This is a genomic window from Sulfurimonas sp. SWIR-19 (genome assembly GCF_020410885.1).
In the GTDB taxonomy this organism is placed as follows: Bacteria; Campylobacterota; Campylobacteria; order Campylobacterales; family Sulfurimonadaceae; genus Sulfurimonas; species Sulfurimonas sediminis.
The window spans coordinates 2,232,378-2,255,345 of the sequence record NZ_CP084578.1; the positions used below are offsets into that span (position 1 = coordinate 2,232,378).

The 22,968-nt window shown below is 35.5% G+C and carries 21 protein-coding genes, 1 tRNA gene and 1 pseudogene; 8 read left to right on the forward strand and 15 right to left on the reverse strand.

From position 1 onward, the window contains the following. Nucleotide 1: 1 nt before the first annotated feature. The 9 genes from LCX93_RS11615 to LCX93_RS11655 form a co-directional block, all read right to left on the reverse strand. Nucleotides 2-1,144, reverse strand: a complete 1,143-nt coding sequence (locus LCX93_RS11615) for a restriction endonuclease subunit S (RefSeq protein ID WP_226066422.1) — start codon at nucleotides 1,142-1,144, stop codon at nucleotides 2-4. Further along, nucleotides 1,141-2,682 (reverse strand): type I restriction-modification system subunit M, encoded by a 1,542-nt coding sequence (locus tag LCX93_RS11620; RefSeq protein WP_226066423.1) that lies wholly within the window; start codon nucleotides 2,680-2,682, stop codon nucleotides 1,141-1,143. The genes LCX93_RS11615 and LCX93_RS11620 overlap by 4 nt, the downstream gene beginning before the upstream one ends. Before the next feature lie 78 nt (nucleotides 2,683-2,760). Beyond that, the gene (locus LCX93_RS11625) at nucleotides 2,761-2,988 is read right to left on the reverse strand and encodes a hypothetical protein (protein ID WP_226066424.1); all 228 of its coding nucleotides are present in this window, start codon (nucleotides 2,986-2,988) and stop codon (nucleotides 2,761-2,763) included. Beyond that, entirely contained in the window at nucleotides 2,978-3,481 is a 504-nt protein-coding gene (locus LCX93_RS11630; protein ID WP_226066425.1) for a DUF6933 domain-containing protein, read from the reverse strand. The genes LCX93_RS11625 and LCX93_RS11630 overlap by 11 nt, the downstream gene beginning before the upstream one ends. A gap of 2 nt (nucleotides 3,482-3,483) precedes the next feature. Further along, a complete protein-coding gene (locus LCX93_RS11635; protein WP_226066426.1) occupies nucleotides 3,484-4,065 on the reverse strand; it encodes a hypothetical protein in 582 nt (193 codons plus the stop codon). Beyond that, complete coding sequence (locus LCX93_RS11640) at nucleotides 4,046-4,690, reverse strand: recombinase family protein (protein WP_226066427.1); 645 nt, start codon at nucleotides 4,688-4,690, stop codon at nucleotides 4,046-4,048. The genes LCX93_RS11635 and LCX93_RS11640 overlap by 20 nt, the downstream gene beginning before the upstream one ends. A gap of 119 nt (nucleotides 4,691-4,809) precedes the next feature. Beyond that, nucleotides 4,810-5,190 (reverse strand): HepT-like ribonuclease domain-containing protein, encoded by a 381-nt coding sequence (locus LCX93_RS11645; protein WP_226069438.1) that lies wholly within the window; start codon nucleotides 5,188-5,190, stop codon nucleotides 4,810-4,812. Further along, on the reverse strand, nucleotides 5,174-5,464 hold the full coding sequence (locus LCX93_RS11650; protein WP_226066428.1) for a nucleotidyltransferase family protein: 291 nt from the start codon (nucleotides 5,462-5,464) through the stop codon (nucleotides 5,174-5,176). Before LCX93_RS11650 ends, LCX93_RS11645 begins: the two co-directional genes overlap by 17 nt. 178 nt (nucleotides 5,465-5,642) lie before the next feature. Continuing rightward, nucleotides 5,643-5,831: a hypothetical protein gene (locus LCX93_RS11655; RefSeq protein WP_226066429.1), complete on the reverse strand. Its 189-nt coding sequence runs from the start codon at nucleotides 5,829-5,831 to the stop codon at nucleotides 5,643-5,645. Between the two features lie 359 nt (nucleotides 5,832-6,190). Between LCX93_RS11655 and LCX93_RS11660 the strand changes: the two genes are divergently transcribed. Beyond that, the gene (locus tag LCX93_RS11660) at nucleotides 6,191-6,778 is read left to right on the forward strand and encodes a hypothetical protein (protein ID WP_226066430.1); all 588 of its coding nucleotides are present in this window, start codon (nucleotides 6,191-6,193) and stop codon (nucleotides 6,776-6,778) included. A gap of 111 nt (nucleotides 6,779-6,889) precedes the next feature. On the opposite strand, the gene LCX93_RS11665 is transcribed toward LCX93_RS11660, so the two are convergent. Together LCX93_RS11665 and LCX93_RS11670 are read right to left on the reverse strand one after the other, a co-directional pair. Continuing rightward, entirely contained in the window at nucleotides 6,890-8,365 is a 1,476-nt protein-coding gene (locus tag LCX93_RS11665; RefSeq protein WP_226066431.1) for a hypothetical protein, read from the reverse strand. Between the two features lie 9 nt (nucleotides 8,366-8,374). Continuing rightward, a complete protein-coding gene (locus LCX93_RS11670; RefSeq protein ID WP_226066432.1) occupies nucleotides 8,375-8,626 on the reverse strand; it encodes a hypothetical protein in 252 nt (83 codons plus the stop codon). 174 nt (nucleotides 8,627-8,800) lie between these two features. Between LCX93_RS11670 and LCX93_RS11675 the strand changes: the two genes are divergently transcribed. Then, nucleotides 8,801-8,995, forward strand: coding sequence for a helix-turn-helix transcriptional regulator (locus LCX93_RS11675; protein ID WP_226069439.1), 195 nt, complete (start codon nucleotides 8,801-8,803; stop codon nucleotides 8,993-8,995). A gap of 241 nt (nucleotides 8,996-9,236) precedes the next feature. Here LCX93_RS11675 and LCX93_RS11680 read toward each other — a convergent pair. Continuing rightward, nucleotides 9,237-9,407: pseudogene (locus LCX93_RS11680) on the reverse strand (type II toxin-antitoxin system RelE/ParE family toxin); the annotation flags it as partial. A 408-nt stretch (nucleotides 9,408-9,815) separates the two neighbouring features. On the opposite strand from LCX93_RS11680, the gene LCX93_RS11685 reads away from it, so the two are divergent. From LCX93_RS11685 to LCX93_RS11695, 3 genes are all read left to right on the forward strand, one after another. Beyond that, nucleotides 9,816-9,891: transfer RNA gene (locus tag LCX93_RS11685), tRNA-Ala, on the forward strand. A 59-nt stretch (nucleotides 9,892-9,950) separates the two neighbouring features. Next, nucleotides 9,951-10,364, forward strand: a complete 414-nt coding sequence (locus LCX93_RS11690; protein WP_226066433.1) for a thioredoxin fold domain-containing protein — start codon at nucleotides 9,951-9,953, stop codon at nucleotides 10,362-10,364. Then, a complete protein-coding gene (locus LCX93_RS11695) occupies nucleotides 10,352-10,906 on the forward strand; it encodes a hypothetical protein (RefSeq protein ID WP_226066434.1) in 555 nt (184 codons plus the stop codon). Before LCX93_RS11690 ends, LCX93_RS11695 begins: the two co-directional genes overlap by 13 nt. 65 nt (nucleotides 10,907-10,971) lie before the next feature. Here the strand turns inward: LCX93_RS11695 and LCX93_RS11700 are convergent, their stop codons facing one another. Next, the gene (locus LCX93_RS11700; protein WP_226066435.1) at nucleotides 10,972-12,432 is read right to left on the reverse strand and encodes a sulfurtransferase; all 1,461 of its coding nucleotides are present in this window, start codon (nucleotides 12,430-12,432) and stop codon (nucleotides 10,972-10,974) included. A gap of 188 nt (nucleotides 12,433-12,620) precedes the next feature. On the opposite strand from LCX93_RS11700, the gene hrpB reads away from it, so the two are divergent. From hrpB to LCX93_RS11715, 3 genes are read left to right on the forward strand one after another with little or no spacing between them, the layout of a single operon-like run. Then, the gene (gene hrpB, locus LCX93_RS11705) at nucleotides 12,621-15,125 is read left to right on the forward strand and encodes an ATP-dependent helicase HrpB (RefSeq protein WP_226066436.1); all 2,505 of its coding nucleotides are present in this window, start codon (nucleotides 12,621-12,623) and stop codon (nucleotides 15,123-15,125) included. 34 nt (nucleotides 15,126-15,159) lie between these two features. Then, nucleotides 15,160-16,080: a cytochrome-c peroxidase gene (locus LCX93_RS11710; RefSeq protein ID WP_226066437.1), complete on the forward strand. Its 921-nt coding sequence runs from the start codon at nucleotides 15,160-15,162 to the stop codon at nucleotides 16,078-16,080. After that, complete coding sequence (locus tag LCX93_RS11715) at nucleotides 16,077-18,929, forward strand: EAL domain-containing protein (RefSeq protein WP_226066438.1); 2,853 nt, start codon at nucleotides 16,077-16,079, stop codon at nucleotides 18,927-18,929. Before LCX93_RS11710 ends, LCX93_RS11715 begins: the two co-directional genes overlap by 4 nt. 2 nt (nucleotides 18,930-18,931) lie before the next feature. Here LCX93_RS11715 and LCX93_RS11720 read toward each other — a convergent pair whose 3' ends face one another. Both LCX93_RS11720 and LCX93_RS11725 read right to left on the reverse strand, forming a co-directional pair. Then, on the reverse strand, nucleotides 18,932-19,963 hold the full coding sequence (locus tag LCX93_RS11720) for a GGDEF domain-containing protein (RefSeq protein ID WP_226066439.1): 1,032 nt from the start codon (nucleotides 19,961-19,963) through the stop codon (nucleotides 18,932-18,934). 70 nt (nucleotides 19,964-20,033) lie between these two features. Continuing rightward, on the reverse strand, nucleotides 20,034-22,469 hold the full coding sequence (locus tag LCX93_RS11725; RefSeq protein ID WP_226066440.1) for an EAL domain-containing protein: 2,436 nt from the start codon (nucleotides 22,467-22,469) through the stop codon (nucleotides 20,034-20,036). Nucleotides 22,470-22,968: the final 499 nt, after the last annotated feature.

Genomic DNA, 22,968 nt, shown 5'->3' on the forward strand with positions numbered 1-22,968 from the left:
TTTATCTCTCTACTTCTGATTTTGGAAATGTTAATAGCAAGTCACGATAATATTCATACTGTTTTTCTCTTAGTTCTATTTCTCGTGGTAGACCCTTGTTCATGGAGTTTGTGAGGGTGTCAAATTTATCTAAAATATCAACAATTTCTTTTTGTTTTTCAAGAGATTTTTTCGGATTATTTGGATAAGGAATAGGAACTAGAAATTCACTAAGAGCTTTTTTATTTAAAGCAGGAACACCTGCCATATTTGCAAGCTCAATTATATCTTTTACTCTGTTAGACATAATATAATAAATAAACCTAGTAGTTACACTCTGATTTATACTACATATCCTATAACATAGTGGACCACACCAAAAAGGACTACTTTGATAAGCTACATATCCTATACCTCCCTGTCCCCTAGAAGGTGTTGTAATAGTTTCTGGTTCTGTGTTGTACTCATTTAAATATCCTGATGGTGTTGTACCAGCATTAATAAATGAATATTTACCCTCTCCAATACCCTTTGGAGCTTGCCCCACACCAATGCTACATAAATCTCCCAACTTCTTCCACTCAACTTCATCCTCTTCAAAACGCAAAAGCTTGTCACGGTAGTAGCTGTACTGCTTTTTTCGAGCCGACAGCTCCGCTGTAAGCTCCGCTGTAAGCTCCGTGAAATTGTCCAGTACACGGACAATTTCACTTTGTGCATCAAGTGATGGAATTGGTATTAACTTTTTTGCAAAATTACTAATCCACTGACGCTTATGATCACCATCTATTAAATCACTAGGCAAAATATTTAACCAATAATAAATATATTTGAGTAACACTTCAGAGTCATCTTTTGATGTAATCATTTTCATTGCTGATGATTTAGCTTTAAAATCAAAATCAACCCATTTGTTCGCAGTAGTAAAATCATCAAAAATAATAACAGGACTCTCAGATGCTCTGTAAATACCCCCTACTTCATCTGTATATCCAAGAATAAAAGTTTTACCTGCTGTCAAAACTGGTGTATCAAAATCATCGCTATAGTTTTTTGATTTTACTAAGTATTGTGTTGGCTGTTCATAATTTGCAACTTCACCTAGTTGTTTCCATTCGACTTCTACACCCTCAAGCAACTCTTTTATAGTAACTCTACTGCTCACGCTTCTATCTCCGCCACTATCGTATCTATCTCAGATCTTAGCTTATCAATCTTCTCTACTGTGCTTTTAAGTTCTGCGTTAAGCTCTTTTATATTTATCTTCTCTCTAGTATCCTTAGCCTCTACATAGGAGCTCACAGAGAGGTTATAGTCATTTTGGGCAATTTTCTTAAACTCTACCGATGCAGCAAAATGCTCGACATCCTCTTTAGCATCAAAAGTCTTTATAATCTCTTCTATATGTTTGTCTTCTAGTATATTGGTATTGGTTTGAGATTTAAAAAGTCCACTTGCATCGATAAACTGCGTTTTTGTACCGCTCTTGTGCTTGGAGAGTACCAAGATATTAACAGCAATAGAAGTACCATAGAAAAGATTTGGAGCTAAGGAGATAATAGTCTCTACATAGTTGTTCTCTACCAAATATTTTCTTATCTTCTGCTCCGCTCCCCCGCGGTAAAAAATCCCCGGAAAACAGACAATCGCTGCACGCCCTTTGCTTGAGAGATAACTAAGAGAGTGTAGCACAAAAGCAAAATCAGCTTTTGATTTAGGGGCTAATACACCAGCAGGAGCAAAACGGTCATCGTTGATGAGTGTTGGGTCACCACTCCCTATCCACTTTACAGAGTATGGAGGATTTGAGACGATGGCATCAAAGGGTTTGTCATCTATAAACTCTGGTTCTGTTAAAGTATTGCCAAGCGTTATCTCAAACTTGTCATAGTTGATGTTATGTAAAAACATATTCATACGAGCGAGGTTATAGGTAGTGTGGTTAATCTCTTGACCCCAAAAACCATCCTCTATAATGTGTGCATCAAAATGTTTTTTAGCTTGCAAGAGTAATGAGCCGCTTCCACAGGCAGGATCGTAGATTTTATTGACTCTCTCCTGCTTATGCATAGCAAGTTGCGCTATAAGCTTAGAGACACTTTGCGGAGTAAAAAACTCCCCTCCGCTTTTTCCTGCATTGGCAGCGTAGTTAGAGATAAGAAACTCATAAGCATCACCAAAGAGATCTATTTGATGCTCCTCAAACTCACCAAAGCTAAGCCCTGCTACACCTTTCAAAACGGCACTTAAACGCTTGTTTTTCTCTGTTACCGTATTGCCGAGACGATTACTAGTTGTATCAAAGTCGGCAAATAGTCCTTTTATATCAGGTTCAGACGGATACCCGTTTGCTGAACTCTCAATATCCAAAAATATTTTAGCTAAATCAGTATTGAGATTCTCGTTAGTATCTGCACTTTTTACAAGATTGACAAAAAGTTGGCTTGGGTAGATAAAATAGCCTTTTGTTTTAATGGCATCATCTTTAATCTCTGGAGTGATGACATCATCGCTAAGTGCAGCATAATTAACACTCTCATCACCCCCTTCAATGTAAGTAGAAAAGTTTTCACTGATAAAGCGATAAAACAGAGTACCAAGTACATACTGCTTAAAATCCCAACCATCGACTGAACCACGAACTTCGTTGGCGATTTGCCAGATTTGGCGTTGTAGCTGGGCACGTTGCTCTGTACTTTGCATTATTTACTTCCTTTTTTTGTTACGCTATATAGTCTCTTTAAAATTACTCATTTTATCTAAGTTTATAGTAAAAATGGTTTAAAAACCTTGTCTTTTTAACTCTTTTGCAAACTCACTCAAACCTAACTCTATTTTTTGTATCGCAGCATCATTACTCAGTGGTACAAGTTGCACCATACCATCTTTGAAGTTGGCTTTAAAAACTTGTCTGTTTTCTTTATTCATAACTACGTCATCATACTCTTTGTAAAACTCATAATGTGCACTAAATTCTTCCGCAAAAACAGTTTTTACACTACTTGTCATTTTTCACCTTTTGTTGAATTTTTTCTTTGAGTAAAGCTCTTAGAGCCTCTTTTGGATATATGTAACCACCTATCTTATACGGGGTTTTGTTTATTCTCTTTGCAAGTGATATCTCATCTTCACTCATATCGTACCAATCAAGCATGTTTTTCATATCATTCATGCTACCAAGAACAGATCTGCTCGAAGTTTTTGTATAGTTTATATCTATAAAACCTTCTCTCATAATACTAAGTTCTTGAAGTGTAAAATTATCTTGACGCATAAGCTCCATAACCCTATCTCTCATCATCTCCAAAAATAGAGGTAGGTCTTTTTTTGTAACACCGTAGAAAAAAGCACTGTACAGTGTTGCAGTGTGTGTAATAAGCAGACATTTTCTCCTGCCTATATTAAATATATTGCCATGCCATGATGAGAGTGTATCTATCTCTATCTCTGTTGGTTTCACCCCTACAAACTCTTGCAGTTTTTTTGTGGATTGCAGTATCATACCTACTCCCCTCCCAACATAAACCCAATTCCAAAAGCAGCTGCTAGTGGTAGTAACCAATTAGAAGTGTTGGAGTTTTGTGCTGTTTGCATTTGATATTTTTGTATAAACTCTATTTGAGTTTGTATATCGGGTGCATACTCTATTTTTGCATCTTCTGGATTGTTTTGCAAGGCATCTTTGATGTTTACATGTAAAAGAAGTAACTCTTTGAGCATCACCGAACAGATAGAGACAAAAGCATCTAACACCTTTTGCTCTTCACTAAAATCTTGGGCATAAAAACACTCTATATCTTCATACACTTTTATAAGCTTATCTATCTCTTTTCCCAAATACCAAAAAGCATGCGATATTTTTCCATCCGCCTCTTTTTCATCCGCATAGTTTTTGTTAAGGAGTGGGTTTATTTTATCTTGCAGAACATGAAGTAAATCTTTGTTTATCTTATCTAATTTTTCGAACCACTCTTCAATAGTTGACTCCATATCAAAAATTACTCTTTTTTTCTCAAGATTTTTTGCCAAACTCTCTTTTATACGGAGTCGGTTTTGGTTGATAGCATTATATGTTTTTTGCATCATTTTTCACCTCTTTGTATAATTTGTTTTTTACATACTCACTCAGACTCTTGATAGTTCCATAGCCTAAATGTTTTTTAGAGATATTAGTTAGGGAAACTCCTAGTTCATGCAACTCTTTTATCTTCTCTCTATCTTTATCGTAGATGCTGCCTTGAATGGTACCTTTAGGCTTACCAAGTTTAATCCCTTTGGCTTTTCTGGCTTGCAGAGCTTCTTTTGTTCTTTTACTTATAAGATCTCGTTCTAACTGTGCAAAGGCTGAGAAGATATTTATCTGAAAATCTGTAAATGGGTTTTGTTTATTTGGTTTGATGAAGAGTTGCTCTTTGAGTATGTGAAGGTTTACACCTTTTGCTATGAGTCTGTTGACAATCGTTACAACATTCACAACACTTCTGCCTATTCGGCTTAGTTCTGAAACGATTAAGTGATCATCAGCTTGCAGAGATTCAAACAGTTCATCAATTTTCCTGTCTTCATCTTTTTTGCGACTACTCATCTTCACTTCGATGAATTTAACTTTACCAAGTGAGTTTTTGTTTGCATAGTTTAAAATGGAGTGTTGTTGATTTTGCAGATCTTGCTGGTCTGTACTGACTCGAATATAACCGATAGTTTTTGCCATAATTATCCTCATTTACCTGTTAAGATAATTATAACATAAATTATTTAATATTTTTACTTTTTATATATACTTTTATAGGTAAATAAAAATGACTATCTAATGTTCATTAAAATGTAATATTATTGGAGGTCTGTTTTCATGATTTTAAGTGTAATAAGCAAGTCTTCTATATGGTCTTGGCAGATACTAAAGATAACCTCTGCATCTAAATCAAAGTAGTGATGTGAAATAAAATCCCGTATCCCCTTAATTTTTCTCCATTCAACTTGAGGATATTTGACTAAAAGTGTTTTATCGGTGATGTGGTCTATATTTTTTAAGCTCTCTCCAACTGCTATGAGTTTCATACAAATACTGTCAAGTTTTTCCTGTCCCTCTTTGGTATGAGCAAAATCATCTTCACATTTTGCAAATGTACATCTCTCTTGAACAGTCTCTATAGCATCTATGATTTGATCTAAAATGTCAATAATGAGTGTTTTATCATACATAGATACCATCTTTTTCAATGCGTCTTTTAAGTGCCATGTTCATTTTATCTCGCAATCGAACAATATCAACTTTGGTATGGAAAGAGTTTTCTAATTCCTCTTTAAAGTCATAAAGTTTGAAATAATCACTCAAAGGAGTTTCAATGGCGATATCTACATCACTGTCATCTCTGTTTTCATTGCGTGAGTAAGATCCAAAAAGAGCGAGTTTGGAGATTTGATACTTTTGCATAAAATCATCTTTATGCTCTTTTAGATAAGTGATAATTTCATTCTTTGTCATAGCAAACCTCCTTTTTTATTATAGCAATTATATCATACTTTGGTGACTATGATTTCTCGCTGTACTTTGAGTAGCCATTCTCATAGCGATATTTTGCAATAGCAATAACAACTACTGCAAGTGTAAATACACCAAGTATCAAGTTTAAATAAAAATCATCTCTTATAAACTGCTCCTACTAAAAAATATCATTTAAAAAGTTTTTTGCTTTTTGCATATTTAGCTCTATCAAAACCACAAGCAAAAAGAGTCCGCCCATAAAACTTGCAACCAAATGCATGTTTGAAAACAGTGTTGCCAATGCCAGTAAAAAAAGTAAAATTAAAAACTGCATAAGATATTTTAGCATTATAAAAATTAGTTTCATATTTTATATCCTAAGAAAAACCGTACAACACTATTCACTATCGTTCATATAGTATACGTTTTAGTCACATAAATTTTTAGTATTTTAATAAAATTTACTACACCTCTTTAGAGGTAGTTGCTATTTCCGTCACATAAAAACTATTTCTTTAAGTCTCAAAAAATAAAATCGGTTCACACTATTCACTGTCGTTCATAATATAGCTGTTTTCAGGGTATGAAATTTCACAATTCCTCATTATCTCTATAGAGGTATATAGCTGTTTTCAGGGTATGAGTAAAAAAATAAGGGTTTTTATATATATAGCTATTTTCAGGGTATAATGATATAATTATAAAATCTATTGCAAAGGACACAAAATGAACACTCTTTTAGATATTTCAAAGTACCCAAATAAAGCCTATGAATATATGCACAATATACTTTTAGATGGAAAATTTAAATGTGATTATATCTACGATGATGATACTTCTGATGCTGCAATAGGCTTTTTATATGATGTAATAAATACTCATAAAGAGTTAAAGCCACACATTGAAGAGATGAATAAAATCGCTAAAATTCGTTCAGAAAAAAGCAAGTCAAAGCTTGAAAAAATTACAGAAACTTGGCTCAAAGGTGCTTTTTTTGAGAGCTTTAAACAAGGTTTTAAAGTGAGTAGAAACTACTTTATAGACTTCGTTCTAAAAATATATATGCCACAAGATGAAACAAGAAAAAAAGCATTGAAGGTGTCAGCAAGGAAACTATTTGATAAATATATGAAGCTAAATAGAAAAAAAGTTGATAGAGTAAAAGCAACACAAAAACTCGATGAACTCAAAGCTCAATTTCCTCAATATGATATTGAAAAAGCCTATTCATATGCCGTCATAAGTGGAAAGTTTGCTCTTAAAAATGATGATATTAAAGATTTTATGAGAATTATAACACTACTAAAAAAGTAGTAATTTAGCACTAAAAAGAAACTACTTGTGTACTAATTTTCAGTTTTACTACCAAATTAGTGTTTTTTTAGTAGATTTTTACTGTCATTTTACTACTTTAACACTAATTTTTTACATCCTCTCAAGTAGCACCCCATCTTTGAGTAGAAGAATTTTATATGTACTTCCATAGGGATTTTTAACACACTTGAGCGTAAACTCATTGAGATTCGCAGAAGCTTGATTCTTCAATTTACAGTTTAAAACTAGACTATCTGCAACCGATGCAAGTTGATCTTTAACTTCATCTGTAAGTTCATTTGGTGAAGTTTGTCCGATATACTCAACATCTCCATTGCTGCACTTTTTAAAGTTCTCAATATACTTTTGGCCATACAACTCTTTGGTTACACTAACATACTCACATCCATCTTTAAGAGTACCATTGTATGAAGTTGTATATTTTAACTCACCCATTGCCACAGATGTATCAAGTTTTGAGCTAAGTGTTTGAGCTGCTAATCTGCTCTCATTTTTCACAAGTGTTGCATCTTTCTTTTGAGCTTGAGATATGACACTGCTTTTTGAGACCTCTTGAACTTGTGATGATGGTTTTGAGGAGAGTGTATCAGCACCTATTTTCTCATACACAACGCCTTTGGCTTTTAAATAGTCTTTATCTATGCCCTCAGTAAGTGTATATTGTGGATATTTCGTATTTTGTTTTGGATGCTCTATCACGAAAGCAAAATGTGGTTTTGCACTGTTTTCACACACTAGAAACTCTGGAGTCATAAAAATATTGATACTGCTTTTATTTTTTATCTGCTCCAGTCGTGTAAAATAATAATCATCTATCAGCATCAGTTTGTTCTTTGTAACTGCATTTGAGATATAGAGCTCTCCATCATTATAGGTGCAATATTTTTGAGCACCAGTGTTTACCTCATATCTCCAAGTGGCCTGACTGTTCTCATCTACATCAAAATACTCTTTAGATGATTTACCCTCTGCATAACTTCTGTATTTGGAGCTATGCAACCAAGTTTTTTGCCCTGTTTTTTGTAAGTTTTTATGTGTTATAAGATAATATCTTGAGTAGGTTTGCATATACCCACCGCCGATTATGTGTCTTTGTCGCAGTCCTATACTGCTTTTCATATACTCTATCTCAAACCCATCTTTGGCAGATGCACATCTGTAAAAACCGCTATACTTTCCAAAGCCTTGAGATCTCATATCGTTTTTATAGCCTTGATACGCAAAACTAAATGCCGTTGGAAGTTCATTAATGGTTCTAATTGCCTGATCACCATAAATGCCATTACCACCAATAGCTTGACAATACTCTTTTGCATCATCAAGGATCTCCATAACATCACTCGCACTTCTCATGGTTGTTTGCTCATTTGTGGTTCTGTACTCTATGATACTTTGATGAGGCAGTTCCGCTATGATATTGTAGTGAGAAACATCATCGGCTCTTTTTTGGTTGATATATTCTTTAAAAGAGGTGATGCTTTTATCAAGTTTTACATTTGGTTGTGTAGCCATACAGCCTGACAATATAAAAATGGTTGTAAGTGTTAATGCAATATTTTTACTCATTTTACAACCTTAGTAGTAATATCCATAGTAAATATTATGGCAAACACCCTTTCCACTAGGATTAAACCATGTCACAACTAATGGCAACCACAGTAAAAACTTAAAAAATTCACCTTGGGAGATCTCTATAGCCGTTTGCTTTGCATACTCAAAATCATACCCATACCAATATGCGACAAATATTGCAGCAGCTACTAATGCTCCTCCTAGATACCCAAAAACTATTCTGACAAACACATTTACCAAATATTCAAACATCATCTTCCTCCCATTTTTATACATATTATAATTCAAAAAAGCTTAAAAATACTTCACTATAGGGAATTTTATAATTTTTATCAATCCTATATAATCAAATATAAACCATATAGGATATTTGCAATAGAAAATTTAGAAGAGATTACACCAGAAGAGATTGAAAAATTTCATAGAATTATTGTTGAAAATGTCAAAAAAGCACGAAAAGAAAAAGGTGTATCTCAGTTAAATTTAGCACATATGATAGGACATAAATCTGTCAGCACTATTGCAAAAATTGAAGCTGGTCTTGAAAATAAGCACTATAATATTGAACAACTTTATAAAATTGCTAAAATTCTTGATATTAAAATAACAGATTTATGCTCATAGAAATATGTTTCCAAACTGCGAAACTGCCAAAGATCTCATACAACACATTCGAAAATTATAACAGTATTTTTAACAGTATAATATTTCACAATAAATTAAATTACTCCCATTTTAAGGGATGAATTAGATGAGTTCGAATCTCTGAGGGTCCACCATTTTATCTCTCTAATTTAAACACTTTCAAACAATATAAATCTTAGCTTTAAGCTCAAAACAATTCAGGTCTGACTTGTATATAAAATTACTTATTTTTCCATTTGAAAATGTCAAGAAGTACAATTTTATTTTTATTGTTATCAATTAAATAGGGTATTGTATATCCTTTAAAAATATAATCTCTAATATTCTCGTCATCGTGATATAAAAATTTTCTTGATTTGTAAGGAAAATTTAGAATATTATTTACAGATTTTTCTAGTAGTCTAAAATATCATCTAATGCAAGTGAAAAGTCATCTCTCTTAATAACTTCCATTAGCTATGTGTGTCTTTGCAGCAATCTTTTTTCTGTATCATCCCAAAAACTATTATCAATCTTTGAACTTAGCTTGTATGTCTATTTGATTTTTCAAAACCTTTTCATACAGGCTGTCTTCAAGCTGTAGTTTAATAATTTTCATAAATGCTGCTCCTTACAAAAATACTCTTTTAAAAGTATATCTAAATAATCCTTTTAAAATTTCAGATTAATCACTGATTTCTCGCACTGTTATTTTAAACTTAATTAAAAAAATATCTCATTTTTATATATTCTTTTATTATCTTATAATCTTTGTACTGCTATAATTTCGAGTAAAAATTATTTACTCTCATTTAAGTATGGGGCATTAGCTCAGCTGGGAGAGCGCTTCGCTGGCAGCGAAGAGGTCAGCGGTTCGATCCCGCTATGCTCCACCATCATATATTCTTTTCGTCTATCAAATTCCTTATTTATCATTTTATGCTAAAATAAAAACATGAATTTTTATAAGAAACTATTATTATTGCCCTTACTGTCAATTTCTCTGTATGCCAACTATTGGGATGATTACAATCTTTTTGCAGAGTATATGGGATATGAAAGAGATTACAACAAAGCTGTTAACATTGCAAAAAAGGAAAAGAAAGACCTTCTTGTAATTCTTGTAAGTGACGGATGTCCTTTTTGTCATCGTTTAGTGGACACAATTTTAATAAAAAAAGATATCCGAGACTATATTAACAAAAAGTATATAAAGCTTATAATAAATCGCGATACAGATAAAAATATTCCAAAAAAACTTATCAGACCTTTTTCACCGGTTACCTATATTATAGATGCACCCAGTGGACAGATTATTGATGAAATTGACGGTTGGCAGGAAGAGGAAAACTACTTATGGCATCTTTAATAAAAAATTTTACTCTCAGTACAATTACTTTAGTTGTACTTTTTAGCGGATGTACCCAGCCAAAAAACCTTTCCTATGCACAACAGATAAAAGAAAGAACCAAGTATTACTCTTCTTTAAGTGAAGAAGAACAAATCAAAGCAGTCTCGCAGTACTGGTGGAAAATACAATTTATAAAAGCTCCTTCGTATAAGGTACAAAAAGCAGCATTAGAAACCTCTCCAAGAGCTATTGAAGAGATTGAAAATCCAACAAAAGAGATTCAAATTCTTGCAGTAAACAAGATTATGAAAGACGGCAGCTTTAACATAGCACTAACAAAACTGATTGAATCGTTTGATGAAGAAGCACAAATAATCGCAGTGAGACATAATCCGCAAATCATTCAATTTATCACTTACCCTTCAGAAAGAGTGCAACTTGAAGCAGTCAAAATCAATCCCTTTGTTATCAAAAACATCATTAATGCGACACAAAAAGCAAAACAGGAAGCCGTCAAACGCAATCCGAGAGTTGCAAAGTTTTTACGCAAAAAGATGTAAAAAGCGCACAGCAAAATAACAACAGGGGGAAGGAATCTCCTCCCTCCCCTGTTGCATATTAAAAACTAGAAGTCAAAACGGTAGGCTTCATCTTCTTCTACAATACGGTTTCCTGAACCTTCCGGTGCATAAGGGTACAGCGTTGCGGCAGCAGGTCCCACATCGACAGAATCGTTATATTTTATATGCTCGGTATAGCGTGAAACATCTGTTCTCCACGGTGAATCTTCAGGAAGCATTTGTTGCCCGTAAGTATCTACTGCATCTGCAAGTTTTGACCACTGAATCCATGAACCGTCATACATGTGTGTTTTATATCCTAAAATTTCATACGATGCAAATGTAACAAGCGATGCGCGAGTACCCGTTCTACAATATGTATATACATCACTGTCACGCTTTACACCCAATTTTCTAAACGTTCTCTTGAGTTCTCTTTTTGAAAGAAAAGTCATTGATGCATCACGCTCATCGACTATGCCATCACCATTAATATCTTTTACATAATCCTGAGTGTTAATAACGCTGCGGTATTCTAGATTCACAGCCCCTCTAATATGTCCCTCAAACGCAGAATAACACTGCTGGTCATGGTTCACACCACACTCTTTTGTTTCTGTTTTACTTTTTTTGACTTCGATTTCAGCATTGTATTCAGCCGCACTTCTGCCATCAATGATAACATCAGATTTTTTGTTTGCATCAATTACATTCATCATATCTTCCATACTTGCAAACAAAGAGAAGTTTGGTTGCGTAGGAAGTGTTTTAATAGATGTAAAGTTATGGCGCTGTGCCGGTAAACGACCGCTTTTTGGGTCACCAAAATCAAGTTTTCCGCCCGGAGCCATCAAATACTCAGATCCCATCTCTGTAAACATAGACTCTTTACTTTGCACACCCGCTCTTTTAATATGAGGATTAAGTTCAGGGTCAAACATATACATTGCCGTTCCGTTCATTAATGCAACATGGTCCTTTTTCATTCCCCAGTAAGTCATTGTCCACAAAAATCGTGATGCCAGTGCCATATTTTTAGGTTCGTCTGATGCCACAACAACCAAAAGCATATCTTCATTCGGGTTGATGTCATATGCCCAAAAAGCACCATCCATTCCTGTCATACCACCCGAAAAAATCGGCATAGGGATATCAGAGATCCCATCATTACGAATATCACCTGTAGTGGTACACCCTGCTGTTCTGTCAAAAGTAAATACATGTACATCATCATGCTTTACAAATGGCTTACTGCCCGGTAAAAGTCCTACCTGCATTACAAACAGACGCCCGTTAACACCGGCTGGCTTATTCGATTCCCAGTCATTAATCCATTTTGCGGCAACATCTGCATTTACAAGACCGTACTCATTGTTTTTATAACTTCTTTGATCGTGATTCAAACTCCTTACAACTTTTATAGAATGCCCTTTTTTAGAAACTTTTTCAAAAAAGTTTGAAAAAGTGCCTGCTTCAAGTGATACAGCCAAGGTTGCTGCAACCAAGATAAGTGATGTTTTGTTCATTTTTACTCCATATTTTAAAAATTTATCGTAACTCTATCACAAAAATATAATTTTTATAATTTTTTGACGTTATAATATAAATTAATATTAAAGGTGAGTAAAAATTACACACTATTATTGTAAGAGTTATAGAAATAAAATGTCGAATAAAAAATTGATAATGTTTATATAATGTTATAATACTTTATATGATAAAGTTGCCGATATACAATGTCTTAAAAGATATAAAAAACTCACTGCAAAACAACAACACCCTGCTTTTACAGGCACCTCCGGGGGCGGGAAAAAGCAGTGTTGTTCCCATCTCTTTACTTGATGAAGCCTGGCTTCAAAACAAAATCATCATTATGCTTGAGCCGCGGCGTGTGGCTGCCCGTATGGTTGCTTCGCAAATGGCAAAACTTCTGGGGGAATCACTGGGAGAGCGTGTGGGCTACCAGATAAAAATGGACAGTGTTTATTCAAATAACACCAAAATCCTGGTTGTTACCGAAGCTGTTTTGGTGCGCAAACTCCAAAACAATCAGACTTTGGATGATGTGGCTATGATTATTTTTGATGAGTTTCACGAACGCAGTATTCACACTGATTTGTCCCTTGCGCTCTCTTTGCAGGTACAGGAATTCTTACGTGATGACTTGAAAATCCTGATTATGTCCGCCACACTCAATGCAAACGAAATCTCCTCCCTGCTCGGTGATGTTCCCGTGATAACTTCAAAAGGCAAGATGTTTGATGTGCAAAATATATATCTTGACATCAAAACAAAACAGCCTGATGCACGCTCTTTGAACGCTTTACTTCTCAAAACGACACTGCAGGCACTCAAGAAGCATACAGGAGATATTTTACTCTTTTTGCCAGGAGTCAAAGAGATAAAAAATTTGCAAAACGCACTTTTTAATACCATTACACATAAAGATCTCCTCGTTTTACCGCTCTACTCGTCACTCTCAAAAAAAGAACAGGACAGAGCACTCTCTCCCTCCTCAAAACGAAAAATCATACTCAGTACAAACATTGCACAGACATCTCTGACCATAGAGGGTGTGACAGTCGTGATAGACTCGGGGCTGGAAAAGCTCTCACGCTACAACCATGCCAATGCGATGAATCATTTGGAAATGTCCTTTATCTCAAAAGATGCCGCCGTACAAAGAGCAGGCAGAGCCGGAAGGCTCTCAAACGGCGTCTGCTACAGGCTGTGGCATGCATCAAAAATACTGCAACCGTCCACAAAACCCGAAATACTCCGAACGGATTTAAGCTCACTGATGCTGGATTTGGCTTTATGGGGTGTTGATGACTTCTGCGAACTGAAATTTTTGGACATTCCCCATCCAGACACTATTCAAAAAACAAAAAAAATTTTACAAGAGCTTGCCATGCTTGATGCCTCTTTCAAAATCACCTCTTTTGGCAAAGATGCTCTGAGTCTGGGACTCCATCCAAGACTTGCCTATATGATTTTAAAAGCCAATGAGTTGGGTTTTGCCTATGAAGCCTGTCTGCTGGCCTCACTTTTGGGAGAAAAAGATATTTTTAAAAATGCATCAAAAGAGAGTGACATACTGCCGCGATATATACATCTTTTTGAGCAAGATTTCAACAGTAGCTATATCCATATATTCAGAGTCAAAGAGGTACTCCGCGAAGCAGCGTTTTTTTACAAAAAACTCAAAAATATCAAACAGGTGCCAAAGAAAAACACTTCACTTGACAAAGATATACTCGGGGTACTGCTCCTTTTTGCCTACCCTGACAGACTCGCCAGACGACGAGACCCCAACAGTAACAAATACATACTCAGCAACGCAAAAGGTGCCCTGCTTCATGAAGCAGAGACTTTGCGCAATGAAGAGTATCTGGTTGTGGCAAATCTACATGCTCATGCCAAAGACTCACTTATAAATCTGGCACTGGGTGTAACAATGGCACAGATTGAACAATATTTTTCTTCCTTTATGCACACCAAACAGACAATAAACTACAACAAAGAGAGTAAAAAATTTTATATAAGAGAAGAGACTTACTTTTTAAAACTGCTCCTTTTTGCAAAACCGGTGCAAGTGGCAAAAGGACAAGATTTTCAAAAACTGCTTACAGCGTTAATAAAAAAAGAGGGCCTGGGACTTTTGACATGGAGCAAAAAAGCTCTAGGATTCAAAGAACGAGTCAATTTTTTGCACCGGCATCAAGAGTTTGTAGACTTTAGTGATGCGGCACTGCTTGAAAAACTTGACCTTTGGCTGGAGCCGCATCTTGACAACATTACAAGCATAAAAGAGTTGGAAAGCTTAGATGTTTATACGCTCTTACGCGCACTCTTGACATGGGAACAGCAGCAGCTTTTGGACGCTCAGGCACCCCAAAGCATTACAGTACCGAGCGGCTCAAATATTCAGATTGATTACACCGACGCGCACAAACCCTCTTTACATGTAAAGATACAAGAGGTGTTCGGACTCCATGAAACACCAAAAGTGTTAAACGGCACCCTTCCTTTGCAGATGCATCTCCTTACACCGGCTATGCGACCCATACAAATCACTTATGATTTAAAAAGCTTTTGGGAGAACTCTTATGCCGAGGTCGCAAAAGAGTTACGGGGGAAATATAAAAGGCATTATTGGCCACAAAACCCTTTTGAAGCTGTTGCTACGAGTAAAACGAAAAAACGTATGCTGAAGTAAAGTTTTTTTAGGTTATTTGTGATAATATTAGAGTATGTATAAAGCAATCATTACCTGCCTTTTTTTCTGTACCACTTTGCTCATGGCAAAGGAGCCTATTACACCTTTACCCCAAAGTGTACAGGTCAATCAGGCAAAGGCAAAACTCGGTCAGGCGCTCTTTTTTGATCCTATTTTATCACATGATAATACTATCAGCTGTGCAAGCTGCCACGACTTGCACAATGGCGGAGATGACGGGTTGAAATTCTCTTTTGGGATTCAAGGGCAAGAAGGTGCAGTGAATGCACCTACTGTTTATAATGCTGTTTTTAATTTTCGACAATTTTGGGACGGTCGGGCAAAAAATCTGCAGGAACAGGCCATTGGACCTATACTAAACCCTGTTGAAATGGGTGCTGCATTTGAAGAAATCATTCCGAAACTCAAAAAAAGCAAATACAAAAAACTTTTTGATGCCGTTTATGATGATGGTATTACCAAAAATACTATTACAGATGCCATCGCGGAATATGAAAAAACACTCATTACACCAAACTCCCGATTTGACAAATATCTCAGAGGCGATAAAAATGCCCTCACACAAAACGAAAAAGAGGGATATGAACTTTTTAAGTCAAAAGGATGTATAAGCTGCCACCACGGAGAGAACATTGGTGGCAATCTTTATAACAAGTTTGGTATTTTCAATGAATCTAATTCAGAGTGGCTGGGAAGATACAATATTACCCATAAAGAGCGGGACAAATACTTTTTTAAAGTCCCCTCGCTTCGCAATATTGCAAGAACGGCACCCTATTTTCATGACGGGCGTACCTATGATTTGAAAAAAGCGGTAGAAATTATGTCTCAGTATCAACTCGGTCGTCATATTACAAAAGAAGAGATTTCAAAAATAACTGCTTTTTTACAATCTCTCAACGGTGAACTTCCTAAAAATATTGAGCCCCAATGACAAAAAAGTTAAAGCATACCGATAAAACTACATTCATACTCTTTGTTTTCATCCTTTTTGTTTTTATAATGTTTGTAAACGGCTATAAAATCAAAGAAAACATGAGTCATTTTTCCCTCCAAAACAATAAAATAACCCAACTGCAACTTATAGACAGAGAACTGAATGACTTTACATTCACTGCAAATAAATTTACAAATTATGATGCAATTGACCAACAGAAAAAACAATTTGAGGAAATTTTAAAAAGCCTGCGTCAGGATATGCAAAAATACAATAAAAACACTGCACATCTTTTAGAAAAAATTGCAAAAAACTTTCAAAAAAAAGCTGATGATTTGGAATACTTCAAAGCACAAAACTCTGCTCTTATAAACAGCTCACACTTTCTTTTTGATCTGCATACGACAATTTCCAATGCAGCAGATATATCACTCCGGGCAAAAAACCTTACAAATGAGGCTCTTTTTTACATCTTGCGATATGCTTCAAGTGAATATATAGATAAAAAAACCATACAACAAAAACTTCATGAACTTAAAATAATTGCCAACAATGAAAAGAGTCAATATCTTTATACTTTTTATATGCACGCAAAAGTAATGCTCCAGACACTCCAATCACTCAAAGAGGTTTCACAGGAAGTACAGACAAATCCGCTTTACAGGCAACTCGAAGCGCTCAATCGTCATATAACATCGGACTATGAAAGAGACTTGCAGCACCAGACATGGCTGATGATAGTATTTTTCCTTGTCACTGTTTCGATTTTATTTGTACTTATTTTTTCACATCTCAAATCAAACAAAACAAAAAAAGAACTTTTGGCATTTAAATATGCCATAGAACACAGTGACAACATTATAGTCATCACAGATGCACAAAGAAATATCGTCTATGTCAACGAAACATTTGAAAAAACAACAAAATACAAAGCAGAGGAAGTACTGGGACAAAATCCGAGAATATTAAAATCAGATATTCAGGACCCGGCTCTTTATGAAGAGCTCAATGCCAAACTTGCCAAGGGAGAAAAATGGGAGGGCCAGTTTATCAACAAACGAAAAGACGGCTCACTATTATATGAAAAGGCTTCTATCGTTCCGATTTTTCTTCAGGGAAAACTGGTGAACTATATTGCGCTTAAGCTTGATATCACAGAATATATAGAAAAAAACAAACAGCTCGCCCAGGCTGCCAGTGTTTTTGAAAACACAGAAGAGTCCATCATCATAACAGATGCAGAGGGAAAAATCATCTCTATCAACCGTGCTTTTACAAATATATACGGCTACTCTTTTGCTGAAGTAAAAGGCAAAAGTCTCAAGTTTCTCCATTCGGGAGTACAGGATGTAAGTTTTTACAAAGATCTCTGGAACCAACTGATAGAACACGGTATTTGGAAAGGAAAATTTGTCAATAAAACCAAAAACGGAGAGCTCATCCCCCTTTGGTCAACAATTAAAAAAATCACAAACTCCAGAGGCGATGTGCTCAACTATACCGCAGTACAGACCGACCTCAGAGAAATAGAAACTTCACAGGCAAAAGCGGATTTTCTTGCTTACCATGATGCGCTTACGGGGCTTTCCAATCGTGTAAACTTTGAAGAGTATTTGCAACATGCCCTCATAATAAGCAAAAGGAACAAAGATATTTTAGCTGTATTGTTTATAGACCTGGACCGCTTTAAAATCATTAATGATACACTCGGGCATGACATAGGAGATGAAGTCCTGAAAACTGTTGCTTCAAGACTGAAAACGACACTGAGAGAAAGTGACTTTATTTCCCGTTGGGGTGGTGATGAGTTTGTTATAATTTTGGAAAACCTGACATTGGCAAGTGATGCGGCAATAGTTGCTGCGAACATTATAAAAAATCTTGAAGAACCCATACATGTAAATGAGCACTCGCTTATCACTACGGCAAGTATCGGTATAGCCGTTTATCCGCAAAACGGAGAAGATTCCCAGACACTCATAAAACATGCCGACAGTGCGATGTATCTTGCCAAGGAGTCAGGAAAAAACAACTTCCGCTACTACACACAAGAACTTTCACGCAACATACAGCACAGACTCGACATTGACATGGCACTGCGAAACGCTTTGCAAAACAATGAACTCTTTATGGTTTTTCAACCGCAATACAGACTGAAAACAAAAAGCATCCACTCTGCCGAAGCACTCATCCGATGGAAAAATCCAAAACTTGGCAATGTTACCCCTGACAAATTTATTCCTGTCGCCGAAGAAAACGGTACGATTATCCCACTTGGGTACTTCGTCTTTGAAGAATCCTGCAAGGCATTCAAACAGATGCAAGAGGCAGACATTGCCATAGAATATATTGCCGTTAATGTTTCGAGCCTGCAGTTTAAAGAGAGAAATCTTTTAGATAATTTTTTAAAGATTGCAAACAGATATGATGTGAAACCCTCAGAAATAGAGATTGAAATCACCGAACGCTTTATCATGGAGCATACTGTTTCCAATATGAATATTTTGCAAAACTTCAGAGACCATGGCTTTAAAATTTCTATTGATGATTTCGGTACAGGATATTCTTCAATGTCCTACCTCAAACAACTCCCTACCGATACCATTAAAATAGACAAATCTTTTGTCGATGACATAGCCAACGGCAGTTCGGACAATGTCATCATTGAAGCCATTATAGCGCTGTCAAAAACACTCGGGTATATGATAGTTGCCGAAGGCATAGAAACTCAGGAACAGGAAACTTTTCTTGTTCAGGCCAACTGTGATCTCGGACAGGGCTATCTTTTTTCTAAACCGATTACATGTAAAGAGATTATTGAAAAATTTTCTGTAAAACCGGTTTGAATTTAACTTAGCAGCTCACTGTACAAAAAATATCTGTTTTTCCCGGATTCCTTTGCTTTATACATTGCCTGATCGGCTTTCTTTTTCAGTTCATAAATGGAAAGGGTATCATCAGGATAAATGGCAACACCTATGCTTGCCGAGAGTTCTATCTCTTTGTTTGGACACTTTTTTTGAATATTTTGAATAAGTTTGCCAATCTGTTTTTTCAGTTCACCTATATCACTGAATTCTATCAGTGAAACAAACTCATCCCCACCGAGACGAGCCGTAAAGTTCGTTAATTGTCTGATTCTTTTCGATGCTTCAACCAATACCCGGTCTCCAATATGATGTCCAAAAGAATCATTTATCTCTTTAAATCCGTCCAAATCCAAAAATATGAGAGCAAATTCTTTTTTCTGAAATTTATCCAAAGACTGATGCAGTACCTCATCAAACAAAAATCTGTTTGGAAGCCCTGTAAGCGGGTCATGCGTTGCTTTATAGTCAAATTTTTTCACATCATTATGAAGTTGTTGCAGTAATTTGAAAAAATACAGAGGAATCACCAGGTAAGCGACAAGCCAGCCCAAACCGAGTGCTCTGTTTTCTATCCAGAACGGACTGGTATTGAGTAGTATAAGCCATGTAACTAAAACCATGCCATAGGTAATCATTCCCGTTTTTTCTCCGTATCGCACGCCATACCCTATACAAAACCATAAAAACAAAGCGGGAAAATATGCCGAAAGCGGTCCAGAAAGATACATCACATACCCGGTTGCTGTCGTTTCAGCAAAGCTCATAAAGACAATGCGTTGCTTTTGAAACAAATAGGGATATTTGTACACTATATACATATAAACTGCTATCAGGCTCAGCATCAAGACAGGAAACAGCATAATATGCTTATATACTGCAACACTCAGAGCATGTTCAATATAAGTATAATATGTAATAGCAACCACAGACACAGCAATAATAAAAAGACGAAAATAGGTCTGTATATGTTCCTGATGAACATACTGCTTTTGCAAATGTGTACTCACCATACCTCTTTAAAATAATATTGAAAGATTATTGTAACATGATTTTAAAGAAATCTAATATTAATGAAGCAGCTTAAGTCTCTAAAGAAACCGGAATCCCTGTACTGGGATTAGAAAAAATATACGCTTCAAAATCTTTGACGCATAAGGGTTTTGAGACATAAAACCCTTGAATCATGTCACAGCCATGCTCTTTGAGCCATTCATACTGCTCTTTTCTTTCAACTCCTTCTGCCAATGTTGTTACATGTAAAACCTTCGCCATCTGGATAATAATATTGACAATTTCTTTTTCTTTTTCACTGCTCATTATTTTATCTATAAAAGATTTGTCTATTTTCAGCGTATCAAATTCCATTTGCGTTATTTGCGAAAGAGAAGAGTGTGCAATGCCAAAATCGTCAATTTCCACTGACACCCCAAGTGCTTTCATACGATTTAAAAAATTCTGTGCTGCTGCATAATTTTGTACAGCTGTTCTTTCTGTAATTTCAATCGCGATACTCTGCTTGTCCAAACCGTACTTTCTGAGAGTCTCTTCGAAAAAATCAACAAACTCTTCATTTTCTACATCATAAGATGAAATATTGACAGCCACTGTGAGGTACAAACCTTTTTTTTGCCAAATTTTCTGTTGCTTTGCAACATTTGTTATAACAATTTTCGTGATTTTTTTAATAAGTCCCAACTCTTCTGCTACATGTATCATATACTCCGGTATTATTTGCCTGTTGTCTTTGTCTTTGAGCCTGATAAGTGCTTCGCAATGGAGAATTTTTTCTGTTTTTATATCTATGACAGGCTGATAGTACAATTCAAACTTCTCTTGTTCTATTGCCTCTATAAGCGCCACTTCCGTCTCAAGATATGTACTGAGTGTCTCTTTCATCGAAGATGCATAGAGAACTGTTTCTTGTTTATGTTTGCTTGCATAAGAGAGTGCTGTCATAGCCAGATCTCTTATCTCAAGACTGTTCTCACTGTCTTGCGGATATTTTGCTATACCAAACCTGCAACTGACAGGAATATGCCTTTGCTCAATAAAAATATTGTATGCACAGTTGTTGGCTATTTTTTTAGCTATTTTTTTAAGTTGATCCGTATCTTTGACAAACATACAAAATTTGTCACCTGTCAGATGATACACAGAGTCAGTAGGAGCCAAACTGTTTTTTATGACATCTGCAATTGCACAGAGCACTTTGTTTCCAAATGAAAACCCATAAAGAAGATTAATACTGGAAAAAGAACGTATATTGATAATAAGCAGAGCAAAAGGTTCTCTGGACTCTTTTAGTTTTTTTCGAAGGGCATTGTCATTGGGATAATTGCAAAGAACCTCATGATAGGTTAAATAATTCAGTGCTTTTGCATCAAAAAAAGCCTTGAAACCTGTTTCTACATTATTTTTAAACATCTCCAAAATGCCTTCAAAGACTTCCGGCTGTGTTATTTTAGCCTGAAAATAAAAAACAATCTCCAAAACCTCTTGTGCATAAGCAACCTGTAACTGCTTTTGCAGTACAAACTCCTGTATATCATCTTCAGGATAACGATATCTTTCTCCCGACTGCCGTGTCAAGATAACCTGTTCGCAAAATTTACTCTCTACAAAATGTTTACATATACAAAACAGAATTTTTTCTTCATCTTTTTGCGTAAAAAAATGTTGGTTTATTTTGGCTATTGCCTGACTTGCAAATTCATGCAGTTTCAATACTGTTATGTCATTCCAAAAACCCAAAATATTCTGATTTTTATGACCTTTGCTCAGATTTACAAGTCTGTCATCAACCCAAATGTAGGAGCCGTCTTTACATCGGAAACGGTACTCGTACTCTAAATAGCCTTTTTGAAAAAATTCATCTTGCGTATTCAGAACTCTTTTTCTGTCTGACTCATGTATATGTTCCTGCCACCATAAAGGATTTGATTCAACCTCTTTTTTACTGAAACCTGTTAACTTTTTTACAGCATCAGAAACAGTCGCATGATAATTCTGATCTTTATCTATATGTACCTGATACATAACAAGTGGCAGATGGTGCAGTAACTCTGAAAATTCTTCTTTGATTTTTTTAAACTTCGTATTGTCTATAAACCAGACAATACCTGCAGGTTTTTCTTTGTAGACAATTGTTTGAAAAACAGCAATCACATCTAAAACGGCACCTTTGACATTCAATCTCAGTTCATAGTTTTTTATGCCGACACCCTCTACAAGTTCTTGACGAATCTGTTGTGGCGTACTCTTGTCAAGAAGCATTGCCGGAGTATATAAAGAGAGTTCTTTTGCATCTATTTTAAAATGCTGCAGCGTGTAGTTGTTTGCATATACAATATTGGGCTGATATATAAAGATACCGACAGGAACACTGTTAAGTACAAATTTAAGAATTCTTACATCATCATACAGATGAGTGATAATATCCTGTATATTCCCGCTAAAACCTTCAAGTTCCTGTTTTTCGAATTTCTTCAAAGTTTTTGCTTCCTGATTTTTAATCATTTGCTGCACACTTTATTGAGGGTTTCAGTCTTTATTGCATAAAGTCTCGCTAAATAATATTTTCGTTTTTCTAATAATGTCATAATCCATATCCAAAAACACAAGGTTTTGCATTTTAAGATAAAATTAATAAAAAGGAGTTGAAAGGAGTGATTTTGAGAATCAGACCCAAAAAGGGCCTGGGAGATTATTTTGCCAGTGCGGCTTTTGAAACTTCTACAACTGCAGAAAATGCAGCCGCATCGTTCATTGCCATATCAGCAAGAATTTAATCAATTGCATACTCCTCTGAGTGAATCTCCGCTTTCATATTATACTTCTTTATCTGTAAATGCCAAGATATGAAGAAACCTTGCTTTAAGTATATATTACTACAATAACAAACTAGACCAATTTTAACAATAGGAAAATATTATGGCAAAAGGTAAAGATTCTCAAAAAGCTACAAAAAAAGCACCAACAAAAACTTTAAAAGAAAAACGCAACGAAAAAAAAGCGA